General features: G+C 41.9%; 20 protein-coding genes. 14 read left to right on the top strand and 6 right to left on the bottom strand.

Annotated features, from left to right (window positions below; genetic code table 11):
• The first annotated feature begins 17 nt into the window (after positions 1-17).
• The 5 genes from HMPREF9456_RS16240 (at position 18) to HMPREF9456_RS16220 (ending at position 6,656) form a co-directional block, all read left to right on the top strand.
• Positions 18-635: an outer membrane beta-barrel protein gene (locus HMPREF9456_RS16240; RefSeq protein ID WP_006844662.1), complete on the top strand. Its 618-nt coding sequence runs from the start codon at positions 18-20 to the stop codon at positions 633-635.
• A gap of 9 nt (positions 636-644) precedes the next feature.
• On the top strand, positions 645-3,083 hold the full coding sequence (gene priA, locus HMPREF9456_RS16235; protein ID WP_006844661.1) for a replication restart helicase PriA: 2,439 nt from the start codon (positions 645-647) through the stop codon (positions 3,081-3,083).
• A gap of 183 nt (positions 3,084-3,266) precedes the next feature.
• Positions 3,267-5,651, top strand: a complete 2,385-nt coding sequence (locus HMPREF9456_RS16230; protein WP_006844660.1) for a transglycosylase domain-containing protein — start codon at positions 3,267-3,269, stop codon at positions 5,649-5,651.
• Positions 5,652-5,679: 28 nt separating this feature from the next.
• A complete protein-coding gene (locus HMPREF9456_RS16225; RefSeq protein WP_006844659.1) occupies positions 5,680-6,237 on the top strand; it encodes a CD225/dispanin family protein in 558 nt (185 codons plus the stop codon).
• Between the two features lie 35 nt (positions 6,238-6,272).
• Positions 6,273-6,656: a DUF2752 domain-containing protein gene (locus tag HMPREF9456_RS16220; protein ID WP_006844658.1), complete on the top strand. Its 384-nt coding sequence runs from the start codon at positions 6,273-6,275 to the stop codon at positions 6,654-6,656.
• 93 nt (positions 6,657-6,749) lie between these two features.
• On the opposite strand, the gene HMPREF9456_RS16215 is transcribed toward HMPREF9456_RS16220, so the two are convergent.
• The 3 genes from HMPREF9456_RS16215 to HMPREF9456_RS16205 all read right to left on the bottom strand — a co-directional run bounded on the left by HMPREF9456_RS16215 (position 6,750) and on the right by HMPREF9456_RS16205 (position 8,921).
• The gene (locus HMPREF9456_RS16215) at positions 6,750-7,667 is read right to left on the bottom strand and encodes a TraB/GumN family protein (protein ID WP_006844657.1); all 918 of its coding nucleotides are present in this window, start codon (positions 7,665-7,667) and stop codon (positions 6,750-6,752) included.
• 147 nt (positions 7,668-7,814) lie between these two features.
• Positions 7,815-8,423: a hypothetical protein gene (locus tag HMPREF9456_RS16210; RefSeq protein ID WP_006844656.1), complete on the bottom strand. Its 609-nt coding sequence runs from the start codon at positions 8,421-8,423 to the stop codon at positions 7,815-7,817.
• A 9-nt stretch (positions 8,424-8,432) separates the two neighbouring features.
• Positions 8,433-8,921, bottom strand: coding sequence for a sigma-70 family RNA polymerase sigma factor (locus HMPREF9456_RS16205; RefSeq protein ID WP_006844655.1), 489 nt, complete (start codon positions 8,919-8,921; stop codon positions 8,433-8,435).
• A 256-nt stretch (positions 8,922-9,177) separates the two neighbouring features.
• Here HMPREF9456_RS16205 and HMPREF9456_RS16200 point away from each other — a divergent pair, with 256 nt between their 5' ends.
• Positions 9,178-9,816, top strand: coding sequence for a peptide deformylase (locus HMPREF9456_RS16200; protein WP_018075143.1), 639 nt, complete (start codon positions 9,178-9,180; stop codon positions 9,814-9,816).
• Between the two features lie 465 nt (positions 9,817-10,281).
• Here HMPREF9456_RS16200 and HMPREF9456_RS16195 read toward each other — a convergent pair whose 3' ends face one another.
• Entirely contained in the window at positions 10,282-11,022 is a 741-nt protein-coding gene (locus tag HMPREF9456_RS16195; RefSeq protein WP_026177153.1) for a CPBP family intramembrane glutamic endopeptidase, read from the bottom strand.
• A 253-nt stretch (positions 11,023-11,275) separates the two neighbouring features.
• On the opposite strand from HMPREF9456_RS16195, the gene HMPREF9456_RS16190 reads away from it, so the two are divergent.
• The 8 genes from HMPREF9456_RS16190 (at position 11,276) to HMPREF9456_RS16155 (ending at position 21,273) form a co-directional block, all read left to right on the top strand.
• Positions 11,276-12,295, top strand: coding sequence for a branched-chain amino acid aminotransferase (locus HMPREF9456_RS16190; protein WP_006844651.1), 1,020 nt, complete (start codon positions 11,276-11,278; stop codon positions 12,293-12,295).
• 54 nt (positions 12,296-12,349) lie between these two features.
• Entirely contained in the window at positions 12,350-13,132 is a 783-nt protein-coding gene (gene lptB / locus HMPREF9456_RS16185; protein WP_006844650.1) for an LPS export ABC transporter ATP-binding protein, read from the top strand.
• Positions 13,133-13,484: 352 nt separating this feature from the next.
• Positions 13,485-16,652 (top strand): SusC/RagA family TonB-linked outer membrane protein, encoded by a 3,168-nt coding sequence (locus HMPREF9456_RS16180; RefSeq protein WP_006844649.1) that lies wholly within the window; start codon positions 13,485-13,487, stop codon positions 16,650-16,652.
• 20 nt (positions 16,653-16,672) lie between these two features.
• Positions 16,673-18,385 (top strand): SusD/RagB family nutrient-binding outer membrane lipoprotein, encoded by a 1,713-nt coding sequence (locus HMPREF9456_RS16175; protein ID WP_006844648.1) that lies wholly within the window; start codon positions 16,673-16,675, stop codon positions 18,383-18,385.
• Between the two features lie 271 nt (positions 18,386-18,656).
• Positions 18,657-19,079, top strand: coding sequence for a hypothetical protein (locus tag HMPREF9456_RS16170; RefSeq protein WP_006844647.1), 423 nt, complete (start codon positions 18,657-18,659; stop codon positions 19,077-19,079).
• A gap of 123 nt (positions 19,080-19,202) precedes the next feature.
• The gene (locus tag HMPREF9456_RS16165; protein WP_006844646.1) at positions 19,203-19,985 is read left to right on the top strand and encodes a Cof-type HAD-IIB family hydrolase; all 783 of its coding nucleotides are present in this window, start codon (positions 19,203-19,205) and stop codon (positions 19,983-19,985) included.
• A gap of 75 nt (positions 19,986-20,060) precedes the next feature.
• Positions 20,061-20,774, top strand: coding sequence for a DUF3800 domain-containing protein (locus HMPREF9456_RS16160; RefSeq protein ID WP_006844645.1), 714 nt, complete (start codon positions 20,061-20,063; stop codon positions 20,772-20,774).
• A complete protein-coding gene (locus HMPREF9456_RS16155; protein WP_006844644.1) occupies positions 20,743-21,273 on the top strand; it encodes a hypothetical protein in 531 nt (176 codons plus the stop codon). Before HMPREF9456_RS16160 ends, HMPREF9456_RS16155 begins: the two co-directional genes overlap by 32 nt.
• Positions 21,274-21,567: 294 nt before the next feature.
• Here HMPREF9456_RS16155 and HMPREF9456_RS16150 read toward each other — a convergent pair whose 3' ends face one another.
• Together HMPREF9456_RS16150 and HMPREF9456_RS16145 are read right to left on the bottom strand one after the other, a co-directional pair.
• On the bottom strand, positions 21,568-23,376 hold the full coding sequence (locus HMPREF9456_RS16150) for a glycoside hydrolase family 2 protein (RefSeq protein WP_006844643.1): 1,809 nt from the start codon (positions 23,374-23,376) through the stop codon (positions 21,568-21,570).
• A 217-nt stretch (positions 23,377-23,593) separates the two neighbouring features.
• The gene (locus HMPREF9456_RS16145; protein ID WP_006844642.1) at positions 23,594-24,607 is read right to left on the bottom strand and encodes a family 43 glycosylhydrolase; all 1,014 of its coding nucleotides are present in this window, start codon (positions 24,605-24,607) and stop codon (positions 23,594-23,596) included.
• Between the last annotated feature and the right edge of the window lie 278 nt (positions 24,608-24,885).

Here is a 24,885-nt window from a genome sequence, read left to right as displayed (position 1 = left end):
AATAAAAGGTATTACGTATGAAAACAAAACAATTAGTATCGCTAGCACTCTTTGTACTGATTTGTGTACTGAGTATTAATACTGCCTCAGCCCAGTTTCGTTTAGGTGTAAGAGGAGGTGTAGATGTAGCCAGCAACAAGCTGAAGACTGATATATTGAAAGCCAGCAACCGATTAGGCTTCCAGATAGGCCCTACCGCCGAATTTGTAGTTCCTATTTCGGGATTCGGGGGAGACATTTCTGTTCTGTACGGACATAAAGAATATAAGATCAGTGAAAAGCAAGACAATGCCTCTCTATCCGACTATAACTATATAAGCGTGCCTATCAACTTAAAGCAACGCATCAAGCTAGGTCCTTTAGGCTTGTTTGTTACAGGTGGAGTATATGGCAACGTGAAAGTGGGTGACGACAATGCCAAAAATGCAAATGAAGTGGTTAACGCTTTCAAGCACAAAAACTTTATCTTCGGATTGGGTGCAGGAGCAGGAGTTACTTTATTCAGAAATATCGATTTGGGAATGTACTTCCGTGGCGATCTGACCGACAATTATAAAGAAGAATACATGGATGCCGATACGTTCCAAAACAAGAAAAACCAATCCTGGACCGTAGGGCTCAATTACTACTTCTGATAAACAAACATGTTGTATGCTGATGTAATATTACCCTTGCCGCTACAAGGGACTTACACTTACGCTATTCCTTTAGAATTCAAAAAATCGGTATACGCAGGGAGTAGGGTTATTGTACAGTTTGGCAAGAAGAAGTTTTACACAGCCATTGTTTTTCAGATATACGAAAAAGAAAAATTATCACAGCCGGTAAAAGACATTGTTACCGTGCTCGAAGAATATCCGATAGCCACCCCTCTCCAGCTAAAGTTCTGGGAATGGGTGGCTATGTATTATATGTGTTCTCTGGGCGATGTGTATCGTGCGGCATTACCCTCTGCCCTAAAGCTGGAAAGTGAAACGCACGTTTTGCTCAATGCCGACTTTGAGACTTCCGAACCGCTTACTGCCAACGAACAGAAAGTATTCTACTGCCTTTCGCCCGACAAAGCCAAAACGATAGCCGAGATAGAAAAGCAAGCGGGAATATCGAATGCCGTCACTGCCATAAAAACGTTGGTAGACAAAAAAGCGGCATACATCAGCGAAAACATACAAGACACATACACCGTAAAGAGCCAAACAGCCATACGCCTCACCCGCCCATACAGCGAAGATGAGCTAAATACGATAATGGACGAGCTGGGCAGGGCAAAAAAGCAGCAGCACTTGTTTTCTACATTTCTGTTTATGAAAGACGAGGCTCCCCTTGTGCTAAAGAAAACATTGCTCGAAGAAGCCGATACTTCGGCTAGCGTACTGTCCGAACTGCTGAAAAAAGGATTCCTCGAAACATACGAATACGAAGTCAGCCGCTTCAACTACGGCGATACCAATATAGATGCCGCTTCGGAACTGAACGAATATCAGCGAAAAGCCCTTGAGGAGATAAGAGACTCATTCAAGGAAAAAGATATCACCTTGCTCTTTGGCGTCACATCGAGCGGAAAGACAGAAATATACATACAACTTATAAAGGAGGCAATAGAGAAAGGCAAGCAGGTGCTTTACCTTCTGCCCGAAATTGCCCTCACCACCCAAATTACCGACAGGCTAAAAGCCGTTTTTGGCAATAAGCTTGCGGTGTATCACTCCAAGTTTAACGATAACGAACGAGCCGAGGTGTGGAACAGCCTGCTAAGAAACAACGACACACAGGTTATCCTAGGAGCACGTTCCGCTATATTCCTGCCCTTTACGGACTTAGATCTGGTGATTGTAGACGAGGAACACGAAAGCTCGTACAAGCAGCAAGACCCTGCTCCCCGCTACAATGCACGCAATGCAGCCATTGTATTGGCTTCACTGTTCAACACCAAAACGCTGTTGGGTACGGCTACCCCTTCGCTCGAAACATACAACAACGCCCTCATGGGAAGGTACGGGCTGGTAAGGCTGGATAAGAGATATGAGAATATCGAGTTGCCACAGATAGCGGTCGTCAACACCAAAGAGCTAAGAAGGAAGAAGCAAATGAAATCGTTCCTCTCTCCTCCCCTCATCGACAAAATGAAGGAGGCTTTGAGCAAAAAGGAACAGATCATACTTTTCCAAAACAGACGTGGATTTGCATCTATGCTGGAATGCAAAACCTGCTCGTGGACATTGCATTGCCGAAATTGTGACGTAAGCCTCACCTACCACAAAGGACAACGCATGATGGTATGCCATTACTGTGGAGCAACGTACGAAGTGCCTACCGTTTGCCCCGATTGTAAGACTCCTACGCTCGACATGCTGGGCTATGGCACAGAACGGATAGAGGAGGAAGTTGCAGAACTCTTTCCCGAAGCTTCGGTTGCCCGCATGGACTTAGATACCACACGAGGGAAACGGTCGTACGAACGTATTATTTCAGACTTTGAACAAAACAAAACCAATATACTTATCGGTACGCAGATGGTATCCAAAGGCTTAGACTTTGATAATGTAAGCATTGTAGGGATACTCAACGCCGACAATATGCTCAACTATCCCGACTTCAGGGCATACGAACGGGCATACCAACTCATGACACAGGTAAGCGGACGTGCCGGACGAAAGAACAAACAGGGCTTGGTCTTCCTTCAAACCTCGCATCCGGGTAGCCCGTTGATCAGCTTTGTAAGGAGAAACGACTATCAATCGTTTTACGAACTGCAAGCCGAAGAACGAAAAATATTCCGTTATCCACCCTACTTCCGATTGATAAACATTGTAGTACGTGGCAGAGACGAGCTATTGACCGACAGTGCAGCACGGGAGTTTGCCTCAGCCTTGCGCACCACCTTTGGCGAGCGTGTGTTGGGACCGGGCAAGCCGCCGGTATCACGTATACAGTCGTTGTATATCCGTCACATCATGCTCAAAATCGAAAATCAGGCATCGATACAGAAAGTTCGTGAAGGTATTTTCCAATGCCAGTCCCTTGTATTTGCCAACCCGGCGTTCAAGTCACTGTTGTTGCACTACGATGTTGATCCGATGTAGGTTTACGCCCGCTGTTAGGTTATCATCCTGAACAGAATGAAGTATCTTTTCCCGCCAAATATAAAAAACGCTTTCCGCTACTGAGCATAACAAGAATTATTGAAAAGCATTTAAGTTTTTTTATCTGCATTATTGAAACGTTTTATATAACTTTGCGCCAAGTTAAAAGACTTGCATACACTTATGAATGAGAAGGAAAAACAAAGAAGGAATAATAAGACAAATAAAAAACGCACCCCGAAGACCATCATAAAAAAGATGTGGATCGGGTTTGCCTGCTTCATCGGAGTACTCACCATCACATTTGCCCTTATCAGTATAGGAGCAATCGGCTATATGCCTGATGTAGAAGAGCTGGAGAATCCGATTGACAAATATGCCTCTCAGATATATTCTACCGATGGGCAACTGTTGGGCACATATTCCCTTGCAAAAAACAACCGTATATATTCCAACTACGAAGATCTTTCTCCGTATCTGGTACAAGCATTGGTAGCTACCGAAGACGCACGTTTCTATTCACATTCGGGTATTGACGCATACGCATTGCTCAGAGCCGTAGTGAAAAGAGGTATCCTGATGCAGGAAAGTGGCGGTGGGGGTAGTACCATTCCTCAGCAGCTTGCAAAACTGCTTTATTCTCCTCCTTCCGAAAACTGGGTTCAACGTGTGTTTTTACGCAAGCCTATCGAATGGGTTATTGCCGTAAAACTGGAAAGATATTATACAAAAGAAGAAATAGTAAACCTATACCTCAATCAGTTCGACTTCCTCTACAACGCTGTAGGTATCCAGTCGGCTGCACAGGTGTACTTCAACAAAACACCAAAAGAGCTCAAGATAGAAGAAGCCGCTACCCTGATAGGGATGTGTAAAAACCCTTCGTACTTCAACCCGAGAAGATATCCCGACAGAACAAAAGGTCGTAGAAATGTGGTATTGGAACAGATGTACAAAAGCGACTACATTACCGAACAGCAATACGATTCGCTGAAACAAACAGAGCTGAAACTCGACTTCAAACGGGTAGACCACAAAGACGGTCTTGCCCCTTATTTCAGAGAGTATCTGCGTATGGCTATGACTGCCAAAAAGCCGAAGAAATCGAATTACGCTTCGTGGCAAATGGAACAATATACACTCGATTCTATTAGTTGGGAAACAAACCCGCTGTACGGATGGTGTAACAAAAATAAAAAGCCGGACGGCTCTAATTACAACCTCTCTACCGACGGACTGAGAATATATACAACGATTGACTCTCGCATGCAGCAGTATGCCGAAGAGGCGATGGCAGAGCACCTCAGCAAGGAACTGCAACCCGACTTTGATAAAGAAAAGAGAGGTCGCTCGTATGCTCCGTTCTCGTACTCGGTAGCCAAAGATGTAGACACATTGCTGTATCGTGCCATGAAGATTACCGACAGGTACAAGGCATTGAAAAATGAAGGCATGTCTGAAAAAGAAATACTACAGATATTCAAGAAGCCTGTAGATATGAAAGTATTCTCTTGGAAAGGAGAAGTAGATACTACAATGACTCCTTGGGACTCTATACGCTATCACAAAAGCTTCCTGCGTTCGGGCTTTATGGCGATGGACAACCACAACGGATATGTAAAAGCTTATGTGGGAGGAATAGACTTCAAATTCTTCCAATATGATATGGTGAACATGGGACGCCGACAAATAGGTTCGACCATCAAACCATACCTCTACACCCTGTCGATGGAAAGCGGAATGACGCCTTGCGACCAAATGCTATATGTGCCTCAAACCCTCATTACCGAAACAGGTAAAGAGTGGACTCCAAGAGGAGGGCGAGCATCTATGTTTGGCGAAATGGTCACCATCAAATGGGGACTGCAAAACTCCGACAACCTTGTTACGGCTTACCTCATGGGGCGTACCACACCGTATGCCTTTGCACGTATGTTGCACTCGTTTGGTATCACCGGACGCATAGACCCTGTGGTGTCTATGGCACTGGGTACGCACGATGTGTCTGTGTCGGAAATGGTTGCCGCTTATACCTCTTTTGCTAACAAAGGAATACGTTCCAACCCTGTATATGTTACCCGCATCGAAGACGCCTTTGGCAATATAATAGCCGATGCAGCCTTCGCTCCGAAGATGGACGAGGTGTTCAGCGAAGGCACGTATGTGAAGATGCTCGACATGCTTCGCGGAGTAGTGGATGGCGGTACAGGCGGACGTATCAGACGCAACTATGGCATCACAGCGCCAATGGGAGGAAAAACAGGAACAACACAAAATAACTCCGACGGATGGTTTATGGGATTCACACCTAAACTTTCTACCGGATGCTGGGTAGGTGGAGAAGACCGCTCTATACACTTCGACCGTACGACTGACGGACAGGGAGCCAGCATGGCACTGCCGATAGTGGGTCTATTCTTCAAAAAAGTATTTGCAGACAAGCGACTCGGTTATAGTCAGGGAGACCAGTTTGAGAGTGTACCGGGATATGGCGTTTGCGACAAGAGCAGCGACGAAGAAGTTCAGGATGCACCGCCTCCGGCTCAGATAGACGAAATGTTTAAGTAAAAACCGGTTATAAACCGTCAAAAACCTTATGCTGAAATACTACTACATCGATGATATATCGAAGTTGCAATGCGGCCCGTTTACCTCAAACGAATTACTTCGGAAGAATATCCGCCCCGAAACAATCGTTTGGCGTTCGGGGATGGCAGACTGGGCTGAAGCCGGAACGTTGCAGGAGCTGAATTTCCTTTTCGACACAAAAGTTCCTGCACCGCAAGACCGTAGAGAAGAGCAGCAGACTCCTCCTCCAATCAGACCGCAGCAGGATAGGCAAAACCCGACATATAATAGCGGGCAACGATACCAATATGACGACCAGCATAAGTGGGATGGCATAATACCCATGCCCAAAAATTGGCTTATAGAATCGATATTGCTTACTATATTCTGTTGTTCGCCGATAAGCCTTGTAGGGATATTTTATGCCGTGAAGGTAGAGACCCTGTATAGCAAGAGAGAATATGAAGCTTCGCAAGAAGCATCTCGCAAAGCCAAACTGTGGACGCTATGGGGTATTGCATTCTTGCCTGTTATGTATATGTTATTGTTCATTTTAGGTTTGCTTACAGCTCTGTTGCAGTATTAAGTTATAAAAGGAATATTACTTAAAAACCGGAAACAATGCCGAAATATCTGACCAGAGTTATTGTGATAAGCTGCGTATTACTGCTTGCCGCAATTATATACTTTGTGTTCAGCCCCGCAGAATCGGCATATTTTCCACAATGCCCTTTTCATCGGCTCACAGGGTTCGACTGTCCGGGCTGCGGTTCGCAACGAGCTATACATCATTTACTGCACTTTCGGCTGAAAGATGCATTTGCAAGTAACTCCCTCTTAATACTGGCAATCCCTTATCTTATCCTAGGAATTTATTTCGAATACTTTGGCGGTAAAGAAAAATTTCCGAACGCACGGAAGGCATTATTCGGAAAAAGGGCTATCATTCTAGTTCTTATACTGATTGTACTATTCTGGATAGGGAGGAATATCAGCTTTTCATAATATATAACAGAGATAGCAAGCCACCGGATACAATTTCCCCCTCCAATAGAAAAGAGTGAATCTATGAAGGGGGAAGAAAATAAAGTATATCTTTTATTTCACAGCTTCTACTGTGTATCCTTTAGCAGCAAGCTGAGCGAGCAATCCATCCTTATCGGCAAGGTGTAATGCACCTACGGCAATGAGGCTCGATTTATTTTTCATTATCTCAGGAAGTTTTGCGATCCACTTATCATTACGGTCTTTATTCAGAGCGTTTTGCGACTTTTGTGATACACCACACGGATCGTCAGGATTATTAAATGCAAGATTGTACATATTTGTCAACTGCCCTGCCTTGTAGTATGCATTCAGTTTATCCAACATATCTTTTGCCTTGTCGCTATTCACGACATAGCATGCCAATGAAACAGCCTGATCTTTCAACGGTTCGGCATCGAACAAGGCATAAATCTGATCTTCGACAGTTTCGAGACCAACAACGGTTTTTCCTTTCTCGGTAGCTATGCGTTGTACATATCCATCGATAGCTTCATGTGCCATCGGGTTGAACTCGGGATAAAACTTTGTATATAACGTAATGGTGTACAACATAGAAAGCATGCCCGGTTTGAGTTGCCCAAACTGAGTGAGGCCAACACCGAAAAGCTTTTTCAGCCCATCATCCAGCTTGGTATAATCGTCGGGAGACAACAAAGCTGCATAGCTCTCGCCTGCCGGCATCATCGCCGCCTGTTGCAGTTTGGCCTGCATCGCCGTCTGATCAGACATCAGAAGTTCCCCCACCGTTTGTTCGGTAGCGTCCATGGCACTTCTTAGCCCCGGAATGCTATCTACATAGCTCACATGTGCCAGATGGTGCGTACCAAGTATATAAGAAGGCTTTGATAGCCCATTGCCCGAAACCTTCCAAAGCAAAGCGTTATCATACTTCGTTTCGTTCTGAGCTGTGAGCGTGGTAGCAGCTACAAATAGTATCAGTGCAAAAAATGTTGCGACCAGATTTTTCATATTACATTTATTCGTTAAGTTTCTTACAAAGGTTATTTATATTTTGTCATGCTGACGACTAGAAGCATTTCTTATGGCAAGAGATTTTTGGCTCTGCCGATTTTCAATTCACTCCCTTCAAAATGACAAAGAGGATATTCTTATTATTTAGTCAACATTATCTTTCTCAAAATCTTCTATTTCCCGTATCGAATCTTGTATTTTCTTTATATTATTCAAGTACAAATATTTATAGATCAGGAAAGAGAAAACCATCGTAGCTGCAATCATAAAGATAAGCAACAAGAGCATAAACGACGACTCGCCGTCGGACGAATATCGCCCCATCAGCTTAGGAAACATACTCGGCAGAGCATAATATATATACGACACCGAGAAAGCGACTATCCACACAGCTCCTATAATAATTTCGTACACCAAGAATTTCTTGTAGCGTGTCACCCCCTTCGATATTTCCAGTATTCCCATTTTAGACACATCCGCCTTCTTCAGGTAGCTGATCTTATACAGCTGCCAGAAAAATGCCGGGATAAGCAATGCAAAATAAAGGATACCGGGCAGAGGATGCATACAATAGAATAAGACTCCTGCAAACACACAAGGTATGAGCAGCCACAGAAAGCACTTGTCATACTTCAATAAATTTGCATAAGCGCTTTTCCCCTTATTATCCAACATTTTCTGAATCTTTGATTCATCGATTGTCGGTTTTATATTCGCTTCTTGCCACGTTTTTTTTATGTTATCGAGATCCATATAATTTGGTTAGTTTTCGCCATTCGACATCTGCTTCAATTTATCTTTTATGCGGCTCAGCTTTGTTGCCACATTTGTCACAGAAAGCCCTGTGATTTCTGCTATCTCCTTGTAAGGCTTATCGTCGAGATAGAGTAAGACTAGGGCACGTTCGATTTTCCCTAAACGGTTGATTAATTTGTACAATTCTTGTATTTCTTCATTGTTGTCTACCACGTCGGGAATATCTGTCGATATATCTACATAGGAAACATTAATTCTATTCCTGCGATAAAAAGACACACAGGTATTGAGCGCAATCCTATATATCCAGGTCGAGTACTTGCTTTCGCCCCTGAACGACGGATACCCTTTCCATAGGTTGAGTACGACTTCTTGATAAAGATCGCCGATCGGATGCTCTTTGTCGGCATAGAAGGAGGCTACTTTGAAGATAATACCCTCGTTTTGGCGTATCATCTCTAAGAATTGTTCATCCCTTTCCTTCGTTTCTTTCATTTATTAGAAGTCGCTTTATTATATATGTCGCAAAAGTGTGCGATTTGTCACAATATTAGGAATTTTTTAATGTTTAATCACGAATAGATGATGAAAATATGAAGTGGTAACCAAAAAAATGGATGTAAAGGCTTGTACCTTGCGGCATGTTCTCAATTCGGGGAACTAGAAGAATAGCCTCTACTGTAAGATATATTTTTTGTTATGTACTATCCATTTTTCATATCTTTGCAAAAAAATACAAACATCGGATAGAATGAAAAAGATAGTATACTTGTTGATTATTTTGTTTAGCATATCCGCATGTAAATCTGTTAAGTTTATGACAAGTAACGAAAAATCACTGATAAATAGCGGAAGTGCAGATACTCCGTTCAGAGTATTGCAAACCGACAACAAAAAAGATTCTCTTTTTCTCAGAAAGAAAAGCATCGATCTGGATGCGAAGAACATTGCAACCAACAAAGACCTGCAACTCCTTATCGACCGCCTGCAAATGACACTTGCCGTAGAGTCGGGAGTAGGCATCGCAGCTCCGCAAGTGGGTATCGGGCGCAACCTTTTCCTTTTCTTGCGTATCGACCAAAAAGGGATGCCTGTGCAAGTAGCCATCAATCCACGTATTGTAGGTCATTCGGCTGAGACGTTCCTCTTCGAAAGAGACGGATGCCTTTCCGTACCCGAACTATCGGGCACAACCAATCGCTACACATGGGTAGATGTGGAGTATTACGACGACAACGGAACGCTTATAAAAGAAAGACTAAGCGGCGGCTCGCGTGGAGGAGATTTTACGGGCGTGATATTTCAGCACGAGTACGACCATCTTCAAGGTATATTGTTTACCGACAGGCTGGCTAGTGCCGTTTCTCCCAAGCTTCAGAAAGAGGATTAAAGCCTGCCATTCAAGAAAAAATAATCGATAACATAAAAACCTAAAAGAGTAAATCAAGGAAATGATTTACTCTTTTTTTGATGAATGTAGTTTTGTTTAGTTTGTGTTAAGATTAGGAAGTTAACATAATCGTCGTCTAAAATAAGACCGTCAAACAAAAGTATAGTATTCATTCTGTACTTATGTTAACTATTATAAATCCTGACCACAACTTTTCCAAATACAAGCAAATTATATAAAGCTATTTTTTCGAATGTATTCTTTGGGAATAAAAACTGTTTACTAAAATTTAGCAATCATCCTCCTATGTTCCGAAAGCTCCTCTAAAGCGCGACAAAAGGTGTAAACATTTATAAATATTTACAGCAGAAAGGGCATTGGAAAAGAGTTTCTGCTATTTGGATGTCTCCACGTAGAGAAAGAAATATTATTGACGTATTGAATTTATAGCGACAAAAAAACAAGCTATAGGATGTGATAAAAGATGAAGTACATCATCGCAAAGTTGTATCCGGCATGTGCCACTACAGCCCCAAATATAGAGTCGGACATTTGCTTGCATAAAAAGAATAATCGGCTCAAAAAGAACATTGACACTACCCACAATAGTGCCGGAACAGGAAGCAATTTCCACACCCCTGCATCAAAAATGATTCCGAAATGAGCCAAATGCGTTAATGCAAAAGCAAGGCTATCGAAGATAGAAGCTTTCGTTTCTCCAAACTTGGGAACAAAGCTGCCGTGTATCACTCCTCTATATAGAAATTCTTCGCCAATGGGACTGAATAGCATACTCGGCACAGCGGCAATAAGAAAGAAGATAAGCCGATGACTATCATCCAATACAACCGATGTACTGGCTTTGGAAATATAGACTAGCGAATTGCTGATTGTGTTGCCATAGAAAAGATAAAACAGCCCGTATATAGCTCCGCACGCCAAGGCACCCAAGGCAAAAGAATAAAGCAAACGCAGGTAATTGTTAGGACGCTTAAAGCCAATTTCTCTCCTACCCTTGCGAGTGAGAAAAATAAAAGGGGTGAACCACATGATGAAAAAGATGATAAAAGCTGTGCCATATCCGCCCGACATGTTAGCATCCAACACCAGAATAAAACGAGGAACACCAAACAGCAGAATTAGCGCAAGACCAAACGGCCAATTATATTTGAAATACTGTGACCATATTTTGTGTAGTGATTTCATTATTAAAATAAGTATTACGATTGAAAGTATAAATGAAGTATCTTTTTCTATTCTGACATAAGATTCTTCACTTCTGAGCATGGCAATAAAAATACATTTTAAATATCATCCCGAAAAGAAGAAATCCCTAAAATCTGAAAAATGAGCTTAAATATTTACTTAATAAGAAAAAACATCGCCTGAATATCGATGAAAATTGTACTTTTGTGATATAAACAATTTATCGAAAGTATTGATTTAAACTTTTATCGACATGAATGGGATAGACTGGTCTAATTTGTCTTTCGGGTACATGAAGACAGATTATAATGTAAGAAGCCATTACAAAGATGGAAAATGGAGTACACCAACCGAAACTACTTCTGAGAGTATTGACATTCATATAGCTGCCACTTGCCTCCACTACGGACAAGAAGCATTTGAAGGGCTCAAAGCTTTTAGAGGAAAAGACGGGAAAATCCGAATTTTCAGAATGCGCGATAATGCTTTGCGTATGATTTCTTCATGTCATGGTATTATGATGGCCGAGCTTCCTGTCGAAGTATTTGAAGAAACAGTATTAAAAGCTGTAAAACTGAACGAAAAATTTGTTCCGCCATACGGAAGCGGAGCTTCTTTATATATCCGTCCGCTACTGATAGGCACAAGTGCGCAGGTGGGCGTAAAACCTGCTGCCGAATACATGTTTCTCGTATTTGTTACCCCTGTAGGCCCATACTTCAAGGAAGGGTTTAAACCTACTCCGGTTGCCATTTTGCGAGGATACGACCGTGCTGCACCGCTGGGTACAGGTACAATCAAGGTAGGTGGCAACTATGCTGCCAGCCTCGTGGCAGGACACAAAGCGCACGAAATGGGATACTCTGCCGTTCTGTATCTCGATGCCAGAGAAAAGAAATATCTGGACGAATGCGGCCCTGCAAATTTCTTCGGAATAAAAGACAATACATATATCACACCGCTTTCGAGCTCGATACTTCCTTCCATCACCAACAAGAGCCTGATGCAACTGGCCGAAGATATGGGAATGAAGGTAGAACGCCGTCAGATACCGGAAGAAGAATTGGCGACATTCGAAGAAGCGGGACAAGTGGGTACAGCTGCCGTGATCAGCCCGATACTAAGAGTAGATGATCTGGACGAAAACAAGTCGTATGTGATATCTAAAGATGGTAACGCAGGCCCTATAAGCACCAAGCTGTACAACAAGCTGAGAGCGATACAGCAGGGAGACGAACCCGACACACACGGCTGGGTAACAGTTCTCGACTGATGGGGTATCCATACTCTAACAACTTGTTTGCTTGTCTACAATACGAATTGAATAATGGCAGAAGATAACAATATACAACCCACCGAGAGGATGGTGCTACGCACCGAAGACCTTGTAAAGCGATACTCGTCGCGTACTGTTGTAAATCACGTCTCGATAGATGTGAAGCAGGGCGAGATTGTGGGCTTGCTAGGCCCCAACGGTGCAGGAAAAACCACAACGTTCTACATGACCGTAGGATTGGTGATGCCCAACGAAGGCAAGATTTTCCTCAACGACACGGAGATAACCAAGTTCCCTGTTTATAAGCGGGCGCAGCATGGTATCGGCTACCTGGCACAGGAAGCCTCCATCTTTCGCAAGATGACTGTGGAAGACAATATCCGGTCGGTACTGGAAATGACAAAAACATCATCCGAGTATCAGAAAGAGAAGTTGGAAAGCCTCATCGATGAGTTTGGGTTGCACAAGGTTCGCAAAAATCTGGGTGACAGGCTATCGGGGGGTGAACGCCGCCGCTCGGAGATTGCCCGCTGTTTGGCTATCGACCCTAAGTTTATCATGCTCGACGAGCCTTTTGCGGGAGTAGACCCTATTGCCGTGCAAGACATTCAGGAGATTGTGGCAAAGCTGAAATATAAGAACATCGGGATTCTCATCACCGACCACAATGTGGACGAAACACTGAGTATCACCGACCGTGCCTACCTCTTGTTCGAAGGCAAGGTATTGTTCCAAGGAAGTGCCGAGCAGTTAGCTGAAAATGAAACGGTAAGAGAGAAATATCTCGGACGTGACTTCCAGCTGAAACGACGCAATTTTGAACATTTGAAATAGCAGAATAAGAAATAACAGAGAGCGCAGATTGATATAATCTGCGCTTTTTTTATGGCTGAAAAATAAGATAACATAAGAACGACATACATATAAGTTAACACACAGAAATAGCTTTTTGATATTCAATATAAATAAAATTTATAAAAAAAACACTACCTCCAAGAAAGCTCTTATACCCAATCCATTACACCCCTGCTAAACTATCATAATAAAACAAATAAAATTAAAAATAGGGGATAAAAACACACAAAAGTTGCTTTTTCACATCACAATGGGTATTTTTACAATCAAATAGATACCAATCTAAAGAAGAATACACAGAATTATATCCATTTTTACAAAAACTAAACCTATGTTAAAATCACTAAAGACAGCACGTTTACTCTTTTTGTTGTGTACAGTAAGCACAGGGACAATCTATGCCGGATCTGTAAAAGAAAATACAGAAATCAGCACTGTGTCCCAAGCCGAAACATGTAACGGAATAGTAAAAGATGAAGCAGGAGAAACCATTATCGGAGCATCGATAGTTGTGAAAGGAACAACTAACGGAACAGTTACCGGTGTAGATGGAGATTTCTCATTGACCAACGTTAAGGTTGGAGACATTATCCGCATCAGCTTTGTAGGTTATATCCCTCAAGAAGTTAGATGGGACGGAAAACCATTAAACATTACCTTGAAAGAAGATTCTAAAGTATTAGATGACATTGTTGTCACCGCACTGGGCATCAAGAGACAGCAAAGATCGTTAGGCTATTCAACTACTTCTGTCGGCGGCGACGAGTTTACCCAAGCCCGTGACCTCAATATCGGAAATGCCCTGTCGGGTAAGGTAGCAGGAGTTTCTGTTGCAGGAAATGCAACCGGAGCCGGAGGAAGCAGCCGTGTGATAATTCGTGGAAACGCTTCCCTTACCGGAAACAACCAACCCCTTTATGTAATAGACGGCGTGCCATTCGACAATAGCAACTTGGGAAGTGCCGGTACATGGGGAGGAATGGATATGGGAGACGGACTATCCAACATCAGCCCCGATGATATTGCAAGCATCCAGGTACTGAAAGGTGCTGCCGCATCTGCCCTTTATGGATATCGTGGAGGTAACGGAGCGATCCTGATCACTACCAAATCGGGAAAAAAAGGACAGCCGGTAAGTATCGAGTTCAACAATAGTTTAACATTCAACACAATTTACGACTATCGCGACTTTCAGAAAAAATTCGGACAAGGAACCGAAGGTGCTCGCCCCATGTCGAAAGAAGATGCCATAAGCACCGAGACTTCAAGCTGGGGAGCTCCACTCGACGGAGGTAAAGCAATAAACTTCTTAGGCAACGAATACAAATATTCGTACGTAGACAACTGGGACAACTTCTACCGCACCGGGATTAACGATGCCACTTCCCTGTCGGTAAGCGGAGCAGCAGATAAGATACTCTACCGATTTGGAGTATCCAATATGTACGACAAGAGTATTCTCCCTAATTCGTACATCAGCCAGCAAGGTATAAATATGAATACCACTTACGACATTACCTATAAGATACAGTTGAGCGTAAATGCCAACTATGTATTTGAAAAATTCAAAGGACGTTCTAACCTGTCGGATGGTAACGGAAATACGAATGCATCGTTACTTTACCGTGCCAACTCGTTCGATGTACGTTGGCTGGAGCGTGGTGATGCTGATTCTCGATGGGGTTCTACAGCCGATGGAAAAGAGCTGCTAGGAGGAGATAACGTATACTTCAACAACCCATACTGGTTACAATACAGAAAAACAAACGTAACAAACAAGAACCGTCTGACCGGCGGAATGACGCTCAAGTATGATATCTTCGACTGGCTATATGCCCAAGGAGCTATTACACGCGATGGTTACAACATGGACTTCAAACAGGTGCAACCAATGGGTGCAGCAGCCGATCCGCAAGGTTTTATGACCGAATATTCAAAAAATTTCGCAGAAATAAACTTAAATTACCTCATCGGATTCAACAAAACATTTGGAGACTGGAGTACCAGCGCTACATTTGGGGGTAACCGTCAACGCAATATCACCAAACAATGGATGGCTGATGGCGTTCGTCCATTCTTAGTACCGGGGCTTGAATCGGTAAATAATGTAGGGAATCGCCCGATGACCAAAAGTTACGTCGAATATCGTGTAAACTCGATCTATGCGACTGCCGATTTTGGATATAAAAACCAAATATTCTTGAATCTTACAGGTAGAAACGACTGGTTCTCGACACTGAACCCCGACAACAACAGTTACTTCTACCCTTCTGTAGGTGCATCATGGGTATTCACTGATACATTTGCGTCTAAAGGAGCTTTGGAGTTTGGTAAACTACGTGTAGCCTATGCCTCAGCATCCAACGGAACAAGTCCGTATCAGACACTACTGACCTACAAACTGAATGATTATATCATAAACGGGCTCAACAACGGAACCATCAATAATGATGTTTATCCCAATCCGAACCTGAAACCTGTTCGCATCTCTGAATGGGAAACAGGTTTGAATCTATCGTTCTTCAAAAATCGTTTGTCTTTCGATATGGCTTTTTACAATAAAACCACAAAAGACGACATTGTTACCATAAGCACCAGTAGCGCTTCGGGCTTCAACTCTACAATCATGAATGTAGGTGAAATCAGAAACAATGGTTTCGAATTTATGGTAGATGCGGTTCCTGTACAAACGAAAGACTTTATGTGGAATTCTACTTTCAATATCTCTTACAACGACAGTAAAGTGAAATATCTGGGTGAGAACCAAGGGAAACTAGTAGAGGCGATAGGTATTGCAGGTGCTACATCACGTAGCGGAAACGTATCTATTCAGAATGTTTTGGGCAGACCGTACGGCGAACTGGTAGGTTACAAATACAAGAGAGTAGACGGACAGATTGTCTACAAAGATGGTGTTGCTCAGCGTTCGGACGAACTTCACAATCTAGGATCAGGTGTTTATAAACTAACCGGAGGATGGCGCAACCAACTAACATACCGAGATTTTACACTTTCGTTCTTATTAGATTTCAAATTCGGAGCCAAACTATTCTCAGGAACAAATTATTCATTATACAGCAATGGTCTTCACAAAAATACACTTGAAGGACGTGGAACTGACGGAAAAGGAACAATTGTAGGTGACGGAGTTATGCTCTCAGGAGACAAATATGTGCCAAATACTGTAGCCGTATCTGCCGAAAAATACTGGCAGGCAATAGCATCAAACAGTATCGCCGAAGAATTTATCTACAATGCCAGCTTTATCAAGCTTCGTGAACTGTCTATCGGATACACTTTCCCTAAATCGATATTAGGTAACAAAACAGTAAAAGGGTTATCTGTATCCTTAGTAGGGCGCAACCTTTGGACTATCTTAAAACATACCGACAATATCGATCCGGAGGCTGCATACAACAACTCTAACGGTCAGGGATTGGAGCTAAACGGATATCCGGCTACCAGAAGTATCGGTTTTAATGTAAACGTTAAGTTTTAACCCAACAAAACACAGAAATAATGAAAAAAAGAATTCTATATATATTCGCAGCAGCTTGCCTTATGGGGGCAACTACTAGCTGCAATGACTTTGGAGATGTGAATATCGATCCCGAACACCTGAACCAAGGTAATATGGATTACAGTTTGGTATTTACACAAGTACAATCGCAGATAGCAGGGTCTGACTGGGATATCTGGAGAAACTCTGTTATATACGCTGCCAATATGATACAGCATACCTCTTCGGCAAGAAGCCGCTACGGAGTGTTCTACACTTGGTCGGAAGGTTACAACGCAGCATATTGGGATGGTTATTACACCGGGGGAAGAGCCGCTATCAGAAATGTGGTGGACGTAATGGAGAACTGGAAAGAAAAACCCAAATATGCAAACGAGTATCAGTATGCTCGTGTGATGAAAGCATATATGTTTCAGCGCATGACCGACTTGTACGGAGATGTTCCTTACTTCGAAGCCGCACGCCCTAGCGTTACCGGTTATCCGAAATACGACACTCAACAAGCTATTTACGACGATCTGTTAAAAGAAATGGATGAAGTGAATACGGCGTTGAAAGCCAACATCTCAAATGCTGGCTCGTTCAAGGCTGACGTTATTTTCAACGGAGACTCCGAGAAGTGGCGCAAGTTTGCCAATTCATTGATGCTTCGTGCTGCAATGCGCTTATCGAAAGTGGATGCCGAAAAAGCTAAAACATGGGTAACAAAAGCGTTGGCGAATGGTTTGTTTGACAGTGCGGCAGACAATGCAATACTAAAACATTCGGATGCAGTAGTAACGAACGACTCGGCCGAACCATTCGGAAAAATTCATTCGAACGAAGATGCAGGAAAATATTACATCAGCGAATTTTTTATCGACGAACTAAAGGCAACAAAAGACCCTCGTATTCACCTCATCGCTACAAAAACAACAAACCCTAGAGCCAAATGGGCAGAAGGTTTTGACTTTGGAAACAGTACCAATAGTGACGAACTAATAGGATTCCCTATCGGGTATGAGCAAGGAACAACGACATGGGGTATCCAAAAAGAGCAAAAAGTTCGTCCATTCTTCCCAGACTACATAGACCCTGATAAAATATCAGATCCGAAAGAAAAGGAAAATGCTATAAAAGCAAATGCTGAGAAATGGAAAGACTGGGAAAGCATCTGTGCGTTTCCTAACCGTCTGACATACTCTCGCCCGGATGTACCTTCGGTATTGATTACTTATACCGAAAACAACCTGCTGTTGGCTGATGCTGCTGCACGTGGATTTATTCCCGGCGGAGAAGCAAAAGCAAAAGAATATTTCGAAAAAGGAGTGAAAGCGGCTATGGAGCAGTTTACACTTTACCCTGCGGCTAAAACATTGTATGATATTTACCTGACATCAACAAATGTGGATAAATATCTAACAGATGCGTTGGTAAGATTTGATGCCAATCCGCTAAAAGAAATTAACTGGCAGTACTATATCACTACATTTGGTGACGAATACGAAGCATTTGCCAACTGGCGTAGAACAGGATATCCTGAAATAAAATCAGTGTATGCTGCACCACACAACCGCCCGGCTTATACAAACAGCATCAGTACAGAGATACCTCGCCGCTTTACTTATCCAAGCAACGAGTCTCAATACAATGCTACCAATTACAATGATGCCGTAAGTCGTCTCTCGGACGGAGATAAGATGACTTCTCGTGTATGGTGGGATAAACAATAAGGCTAGCCGATAACTATTTAAAAACGAAGTAAAAAGGGGCTGTTCTTAAAAGAACAGCCCCTTCTTTTTTGCCCTCTCCCCCACACTCCTCTAAAAAAAAGTCATATTACAACACAAGCAAAAGACTACTAAACAATTACACGACAATATTTTAACAAGAATCACACCCTATAAAAAGTCATATCAGAGCTTACACCAGCCTTATTTTCAGACAATTATCACTAATTTCAAGACACATAAATTTCTATGTTTAACGCTAAATTATGTTATCATGAAAAAAGCTTTGTACACATTAATCGCTGTTTTTGTATTTACACTTACATGCAGTAGTCTGAAAGCCCAGTCAGTCGACGTATTTTTCACAAATGACAAGCTGAATTCTGACAAATCGAAGGTAACTGCTGATGTTTATAGCAGCCAGCCGTCAACTGTTATTTTCGAATTGAGAACAAGCAAGCATCCTTCTTTTTCGTACAGTGCAGCCGGATATAAGGTGATAGATTGGTCAAATTACATGAGCTGCTATGTGCCTAATACGAGTACGATGGTTACTTACATGACTGTAAATCTGCCTCAGGGATACTCTCCTATCGAGATCTATTTAACGAATTACCCTACAGTAATAATGCTACTCAGCAAAGTAAACGGAGTTGCAGCTAGTACCCGCCCAATTGTTTTCGCAAATTATTATTGAAATTTACGCATAAAACAAGATCAAAAGCGTCTGAATATTCAGGCGCTTTTTTAGTTACGGCTCTACCCTCCGATTTTATTATCACTACAAAAACATTACCTTTGCAATCTATCCTAAAACATTATGACAAAAGCTATTTTTTTTGATATAGACGGCACGCTATTAAGTTTCAAAACACACACGGTTCCACAATCGACAATCGATGCTATCAACGAAGTAAAGAGACAAGGCGTGAAGGTTTTCCTTGCCACAGGTCGCTTGAGAAAACAGATACAAAATCTGGGCGGCTTGGAGTTTGACGGCTTTATAACCGTAAACGGAGCGTATTGTGTAACTACCGACCATGATGTTATCTTCAAAAAGCTGATCCCCAAAGAAGAGCTGAAATCACTGATCGAGTATCAACAAAACGAGGTGAAATTTCCTTTAGCCTTCATGCTCAACGAAGGTTCGTTTGTAAACTATGTAGACAGCAATGTGGAAAAGATAGCTAACCTTGTGAAGGTAAATGTGCCTCCAGTAAGAAACCTTGAGGAAATGATCGATGAAGAGGTTCTACAAGTAAACCTGTATGTAGACCATGCGTTGGAAAAAAGAATAATGAACGAGGCATTGGTAAGTTGTCATGCCAGCCGATGGCATCCTACATTTGCCGATGTAAACATCAAGGGGATAAACAAGAGCACAGGGATAGATAAATTTCTCGAACATTTCGGCATCCACAAGTCGGAGACGATGGCTTTCGGCGATGGAGGCAACGATATAGAAATGCTCCGCCACGTGGCTATCGGCATAGCGATGGGAAATGCCGGCGACGATGTGAAAGCGGCGGCCGACTACGTTACCGACGACATAGACGAAAATGGCGTGGCAAACGCATTGCGGTACTTTGGGTTGGTAAAGTAAGAATATACTTCCTATCTATAAAACAGATCACTGCTTATATTTTTTTATTATTATTTTTAATATTATTTTAGTGAAATGAATAGTAAAATATTTAATATATATTGTGATGAGAGTTGCCATCTTGAAAATGATGGTATTAATGTTATGATATTAGGTGCAATATGGTGTCCTGAAACAGAAAAGAAAAATATATTTGAAGACCTTAAAGCGTTGAAGAAAAAACATGGGTTTGCTCCTTATTGGGAACTTAAATGGAATGCTGTATCACCTCAACGATTATCTTATTATAAAGAGCTAGTTCAATATTATTTTTTGAACCCAAATCTCCACTTTAGAGCTTTAGTTGTTTCTAATAAAAATGAATTGGATCACAATCGTTTCAATCAGACTCATGATGAATTCTATTATAAAATGTATTTCGATTTATTGAAAACTATTTTTGATCCGGATTATTCATACAATGTTTTTATCGACATCAAAGATACAAGAGGATCGAAAAAAATATCAAAACTCCACGAATATTTATGCAATAAACACTATGATTTTGATAGATCTATTGTAAAAAAAATTCAGCAAGTAAGATCACATGAAGTAGAATTAATCCAACTTTCCGATTTCCTTACTGGCGCAGTAGGTTATATAAACAGGGGATTAACAACAAGTAATGCTAAAATTGAAATAGTCGAGTTGATCAGATCTCTATCTGGATATTCATTAACAAAATCAACTTTATTCAAAGAAAACAAAATGAATATCTTTGTATGGAAAGGAGGGTATAGGAATGCCTGAAGTAATGAATCTTCCAACCAAAATATATTTAGAAGAATACGACGGAAATGTAATAAAATATTTTGAAGCAGTATATTCAATATTCAAAAACGATTTTGTTGACAATAAACCAAATTTCAGAGGAATTAGATTAGGCTTAAAAAAGTATCCTCTTATATTAGATAAAGAATATACTTTTTATCACATGACACATGAAGGGGATATAGAGACGGAAAGGATTCCTGACTTTAGACGTATGGAAAGAATACGTTTTCCTAAAATAATGATTGACAAATCAACTCATCCATACTTAAAAGTTTGGAGAAATCAACGAACTGGCACTGGAGGAACTAAAAAAAGAATTCTAATTTATCACGAAGAAGAAAATTATCTAGTAGTATTAGCAGACATGGGCAGTTATATTTTACCATGGACAGCATATCCTATAACTTACAATAATGTAAAACGAAAACTTCTAAAAGAATATAATGAATTTATAAAAAATGCCGAAGCCGTATAGATTACTCTAATACGGCTTCTTTTCTCCTTTAACATCTAGGTTAATGAGATGATACAAAAGTAACACTTTGTTTTTTTATTAACAATGCATATATAGTTAAATATTACAAAACGCACATAGTATCAATATAATTACTTCATTAATAATGAAGACTTGACTATTTATATGATAAGATAAATCTGATTAAAAATCATGACAATATACAGCAAATAACAACAAGTAAAAAGAGGCGAAAATCCCTTCCACCTCTTTTCAAACCTAAAATCACCTAAATTCAGGAAATACTGTTCCTCGTTATTTAGACAAGGAATTGCATATCTCCAAATTCACCTTTTTTATGCGTGGTTCGTCCACTTTTATTTCTTTTCTATCATATGTTATAAAACCGTTTACCTCGCCTTCCACATCTGTAGTCTGGGTGTAGACAGCAGCAGAGAAACCGGCTTTAATAAGTTTTTTCAACTGTTCGGCATACTTCACATATTCGTCTGTCACTTCTTTGGCATTCTTAAACTGAACATATCCCCAGTTTTTGTCTGTTTGCCACAAGTGATTCTGTAGCGGAAGACCTATTCCTCCATACTCTCCAAGCACTGTAGGACGCTCGGCATCGTAGAGATACATGTCAGGGCCCGGATAATTGTGCAAGTCGAGCATATCGCCTGTACGGTAGAAGTTACCGCCACTGGCAGGGTTTACAAGGCGTGAAGGATCATACGCTTTTGTCCATTCGGCAATCTCCTGTGTTTTGAACTGTCCCCAAGCTTCGTTGAACGGAACCCACACAGCGATAGAAGGATAAGAGATCAGATAATCCATAATCGCTTTCCACTCCTGACGATAGTTTGCTTCCGACTCGGCGCTACGGATCAGCTCCGATCCTTTGAAGTAATCTCTGTTTTGCCACTGTGGCGAACGGTCTCCGTTAGGCATATCCTGCCATACCAATATCCCTAGACGGTCGCAATGTGTGTACCAGCGTGCAGGCTCTACCTTCACGTGCTTACGTATCATATTGAATCCAAAGTCTTTTGTTTTTTGTATATCGTATACCAAAGCCTCATCGGTAGGTGCGGTATACAGGCCATCAGGCCACCAACCCTGATCGAGCGGGCCAAACTGGAAATAATCTTTATTGTTGAGTTGCAAACGCATAATGCCATTATCATCACGCTTGAACGAAACCTTACGCATGGCCGTATAGCTCTTTACCTTATCCAGAGCCTTGCCTGCACTGAATAGCGTTACCTCTACATCGTACAAGAACGGACTTTCGGGCGACCACAATTTAGGGTCGGCGATAGGCAATTCGAGCGTCTGTCCCGCAACGGCTTTTCCCGAAGCTACAGTTTCCCCCTTATCTTTTACTACTACCTCTACAACATCTGAAGATGAAGCATTTGCCGCACATACATCGAATGCTATTTTCTTCGTATCGAGGCAAGGTATAGCCTTAATGTTCGCAATATGTTTATTATTCACCGGCTCTAGCCACACTGTTTGCCAGATACCCGACACAGGGGTATACCATATACCGTGAGGGTCTTTGTGCTGCTTGCCGACAGGCTGATAGCCGTCTGTGGTAGGATCCCAAACCTTTACAACCAGTTTTTGACTGCCCGATGTAAGGAAAGGAGTAACATCGAAACTGAACGGAGTATATCCGCCCTTGTGTGTACCTACTTTTATATCGTTAACAAAAACCTCAGTCTTCCAGTCTACCGCACCAAAGTGAAGGATTACATTCTTACCCTTCCACGAAGATGGTACAGAAAAAGTACGTTTGTACCAAAGTTCGTTTTTTGCTCCAAGTTCCTTTTGCACTCCCGACAGGCTCGACTCTACAGCAAACGGAACAAGTATCTGTCCGTCGAAGCTGCGTGGTTCGGCTTGTCCGATGGGTAAGATTGCATATTCCCAAAGTCCGTTTAGGTTTGCCCACTCGGCACGCTCCATTATCGGACGTGGATATTCGGGCAATATGTTTTTGGGATCAAGCGATTCTGCCCATTTTGTTTTTATCTTATCTCCCGCTGGTTTCCATTGGGCAAAAAGACCAATACTGGTGATAAATAAAATTAACAATAAAAAATTCTTCTTCATATCTTATATTTTGAGTTAATGATTCCTTGTAGAATAAAGCTTATTCTATAAAAATTAGCGATATGTTATGTTATTCTTCGTGTAGTGAGAGAAAGAAAACGTTCCTATTTCTTTACTTCCCGAACGAAGCTTATGTTCTGGGCTCGCTTCGTCCGGGGCAGTAAATACCAATCATTAATTAGGTTGCAATCTCCTATCTATTACAATCACTATATCTTTAAAAAACAGGCTTATCTGCCGAAGAAGACGGTTTGCCTCCCTCTATATAAGGCCATGAATTGTTATCCCATTTTACCTGATCGAGCAGTAGCATACGCCCATTCGGGTGGTTAAGGTCTACGCCATGGTAGAATATCCAGTCGTTGCCTGCCTTGTCTTGTACTATTTCGGAGCAGTGTCCGTTGCCTACAAAGCGGGAGCTTTTGCTTATCACCACCGTATAGCCGTTGTCCATCATATCCTTGCCAGTCTTATCCACATAAGGGCCAAACAATGATTGGGAACGACCAACAACAAGTTCGTACGTACTGTTTGCACCTTCGCAACAACTGCCGATAGATGCAAACATGTAGTAATAATTTCCTTTCTTGTGGATATATGTTCCTTCAAAGGCTGTTCCGGCTATTTGCTTTTTCTGCGCTCCTTCTTTTACCGACAGTCCGTCGTCATTCATCTCTATGGCATAGATACCACGGAAGCTGCCCCAAAAGAGGTATTTCTTGCCTCCCTCTTCGATATAAAACTGGTCGATGGAATTCTGAACGTCGATCTCGTTGCTTCTAAAAAGCTTTCCTTTGTCGGTGAATGGTCCTTCGGGCTTGTCGGCAACAGCTACGCCAATGCCGCATGTCCACTCGCCACCCCATACCGACATGGAGTAGTACAGCACATATTTGCCGTTGATGTAATTAATATCAGGCGCCCACAAACCTCCGTTGGGCTCGAAGGTGGGGCGTGTAGCATCCGTAAATGCCGTTCCTAAAAATGTCCAGTCTACAAGATTATCCGATCTGTAGATAGGAGTATTTCGTGTATTTTCTGTTGCATACAAATAAAAATGCCCATCCTGTGCCTTTATGATTGTTGGGTCGGGCAGGCTCAGAGCCACCACAGGATTTGTATATTTTTGATTTGGAATTACAGGTGCTCCTTTTTCAGAACTGCTACATGCGTTACATCCCGTTGCCACAAGCAACTGGAGAATGAACATATATATAAAATTTTTCTTCATGGTATTATTCAAATTTTATTGCATTATCTTATGACATGCTTTTCGTAGCGTTCTGCACTGCTAAGGTAGCATGCCAAGAATAAAAGATAGGTATACTTTTCAACCAAAAGAGTATCAAAATAAGCCAAATTCGGCTGTTGACTCGTTTTTATTACTATTTGACTAATTTTTATCATTCGCCCCACTCTGCATTAAGGTTGTCATATTGGGTTGGAGATGGACGGGGATTTGTTTTAGATTCTTATCATCCCGACCAAAGGGAAGGATCTCTTTGGAGA

It is taken from the genome of Dysgonomonas mossii DSM 22836, assembly GCF_000213575.1.
GTDB classification, from domain to species: Bacteria; Bacteroidota; Bacteroidia; order Bacteroidales; family Dysgonomonadaceae; genus Dysgonomonas; species Dysgonomonas mossii.
The sequence above is the reverse complement of the archived record's forward strand: the minus strand, read 5'-3'. Positions and strand labels throughout refer to the sequence as shown.

Bases quoted from the DNA above. Each gene is read 5' to 3' on its own strand.
- HMPREF9456_RS16240 (WP_006844662.1), top strand. From the start codon at position 18: ATGAAAACAAAACAATTAGTATCGCTAGCACTCTTTGTACTGATTTGT.
- priA (WP_006844661.1), top strand. From the start codon at position 645: ATGTTGTATGCTGATGTAATATTACCCTTGCCGCTACAAGGGACTTAC.
- HMPREF9456_RS16230 (WP_006844660.1), top strand. From the start codon at position 3,267: ATGAATGAGAAGGAAAAACAAAGAAGGAATAATAAGACAAATAAAAAA.
- HMPREF9456_RS16225 (WP_006844659.1), top strand. From the start codon at position 5,680: ATGCTGAAATACTACTACATCGATGATATATCGAAGTTGCAATGCGGC.
- HMPREF9456_RS16220 (WP_006844658.1), top strand. From the start codon at position 6,273: ATGCCGAAATATCTGACCAGAGTTATTGTGATAAGCTGCGTATTACTG.
- HMPREF9456_RS16215 (WP_006844657.1), bottom strand. From the start codon at position 7,667: ATGAAAAATCTGGTCGCAACATTTTTTGCACTGATACTATTTGTAGCT.
- HMPREF9456_RS16210 (WP_006844656.1), bottom strand. From the start codon at position 8,423: ATGGATCTCGATAACATAAAAAAAACGTGGCAAGAAGCGAATATAAAA.
- HMPREF9456_RS16205 (WP_006844655.1), bottom strand. From the start codon at position 8,921: ATGAAAGAAACGAAGGAAAGGGATGAACAATTCTTAGAGATGATACGC.
- HMPREF9456_RS16200 (WP_018075143.1), top strand. From the start codon at position 9,178: ATGAAAAAGATAGTATACTTGTTGATTATTTTGTTTAGCATATCCGCA.
- HMPREF9456_RS16195 (WP_026177153.1), bottom strand. From the start codon at position 11,022: ATGAAATCACTACACAAAATATGGTCACAGTATTTCAAATATAATTGG.
- HMPREF9456_RS16190 (WP_006844651.1), top strand. From the start codon at position 11,276: ATGAATGGGATAGACTGGTCTAATTTGTCTTTCGGGTACATGAAGACA.
- lptB (WP_006844650.1), top strand. From the start codon at position 12,350: ATGGCAGAAGATAACAATATACAACCCACCGAGAGGATGGTGCTACGC.
- HMPREF9456_RS16180 (WP_006844649.1), top strand. From the start codon at position 13,485: ATGTTAAAATCACTAAAGACAGCACGTTTACTCTTTTTGTTGTGTACA.
- HMPREF9456_RS16175 (WP_006844648.1), top strand. From the start codon at position 16,673: ATGAAAAAAAGAATTCTATATATATTCGCAGCAGCTTGCCTTATGGGG.
- HMPREF9456_RS16170 (WP_006844647.1), top strand. From the start codon at position 18,657: ATGAAAAAAGCTTTGTACACATTAATCGCTGTTTTTGTATTTACACTT.
- HMPREF9456_RS16165 (WP_006844646.1), top strand. From the start codon at position 19,203: ATGACAAAAGCTATTTTTTTTGATATAGACGGCACGCTATTAAGTTTC.
- HMPREF9456_RS16160 (WP_006844645.1), top strand. From the start codon at position 20,061: ATGAATAGTAAAATATTTAATATATATTGTGATGAGAGTTGCCATCTT.
- HMPREF9456_RS16150 (WP_006844643.1), bottom strand. From the start codon at position 23,376: ATGAAGAAGAATTTTTTATTGTTAATTTTATTTATCACCAGTATTGGT.
- HMPREF9456_RS16145 (WP_006844642.1), bottom strand. From the start codon at position 24,607: ATGAAGAAAAATTTTATATATATGTTCATTCTCCAGTTGCTTGTGGCA.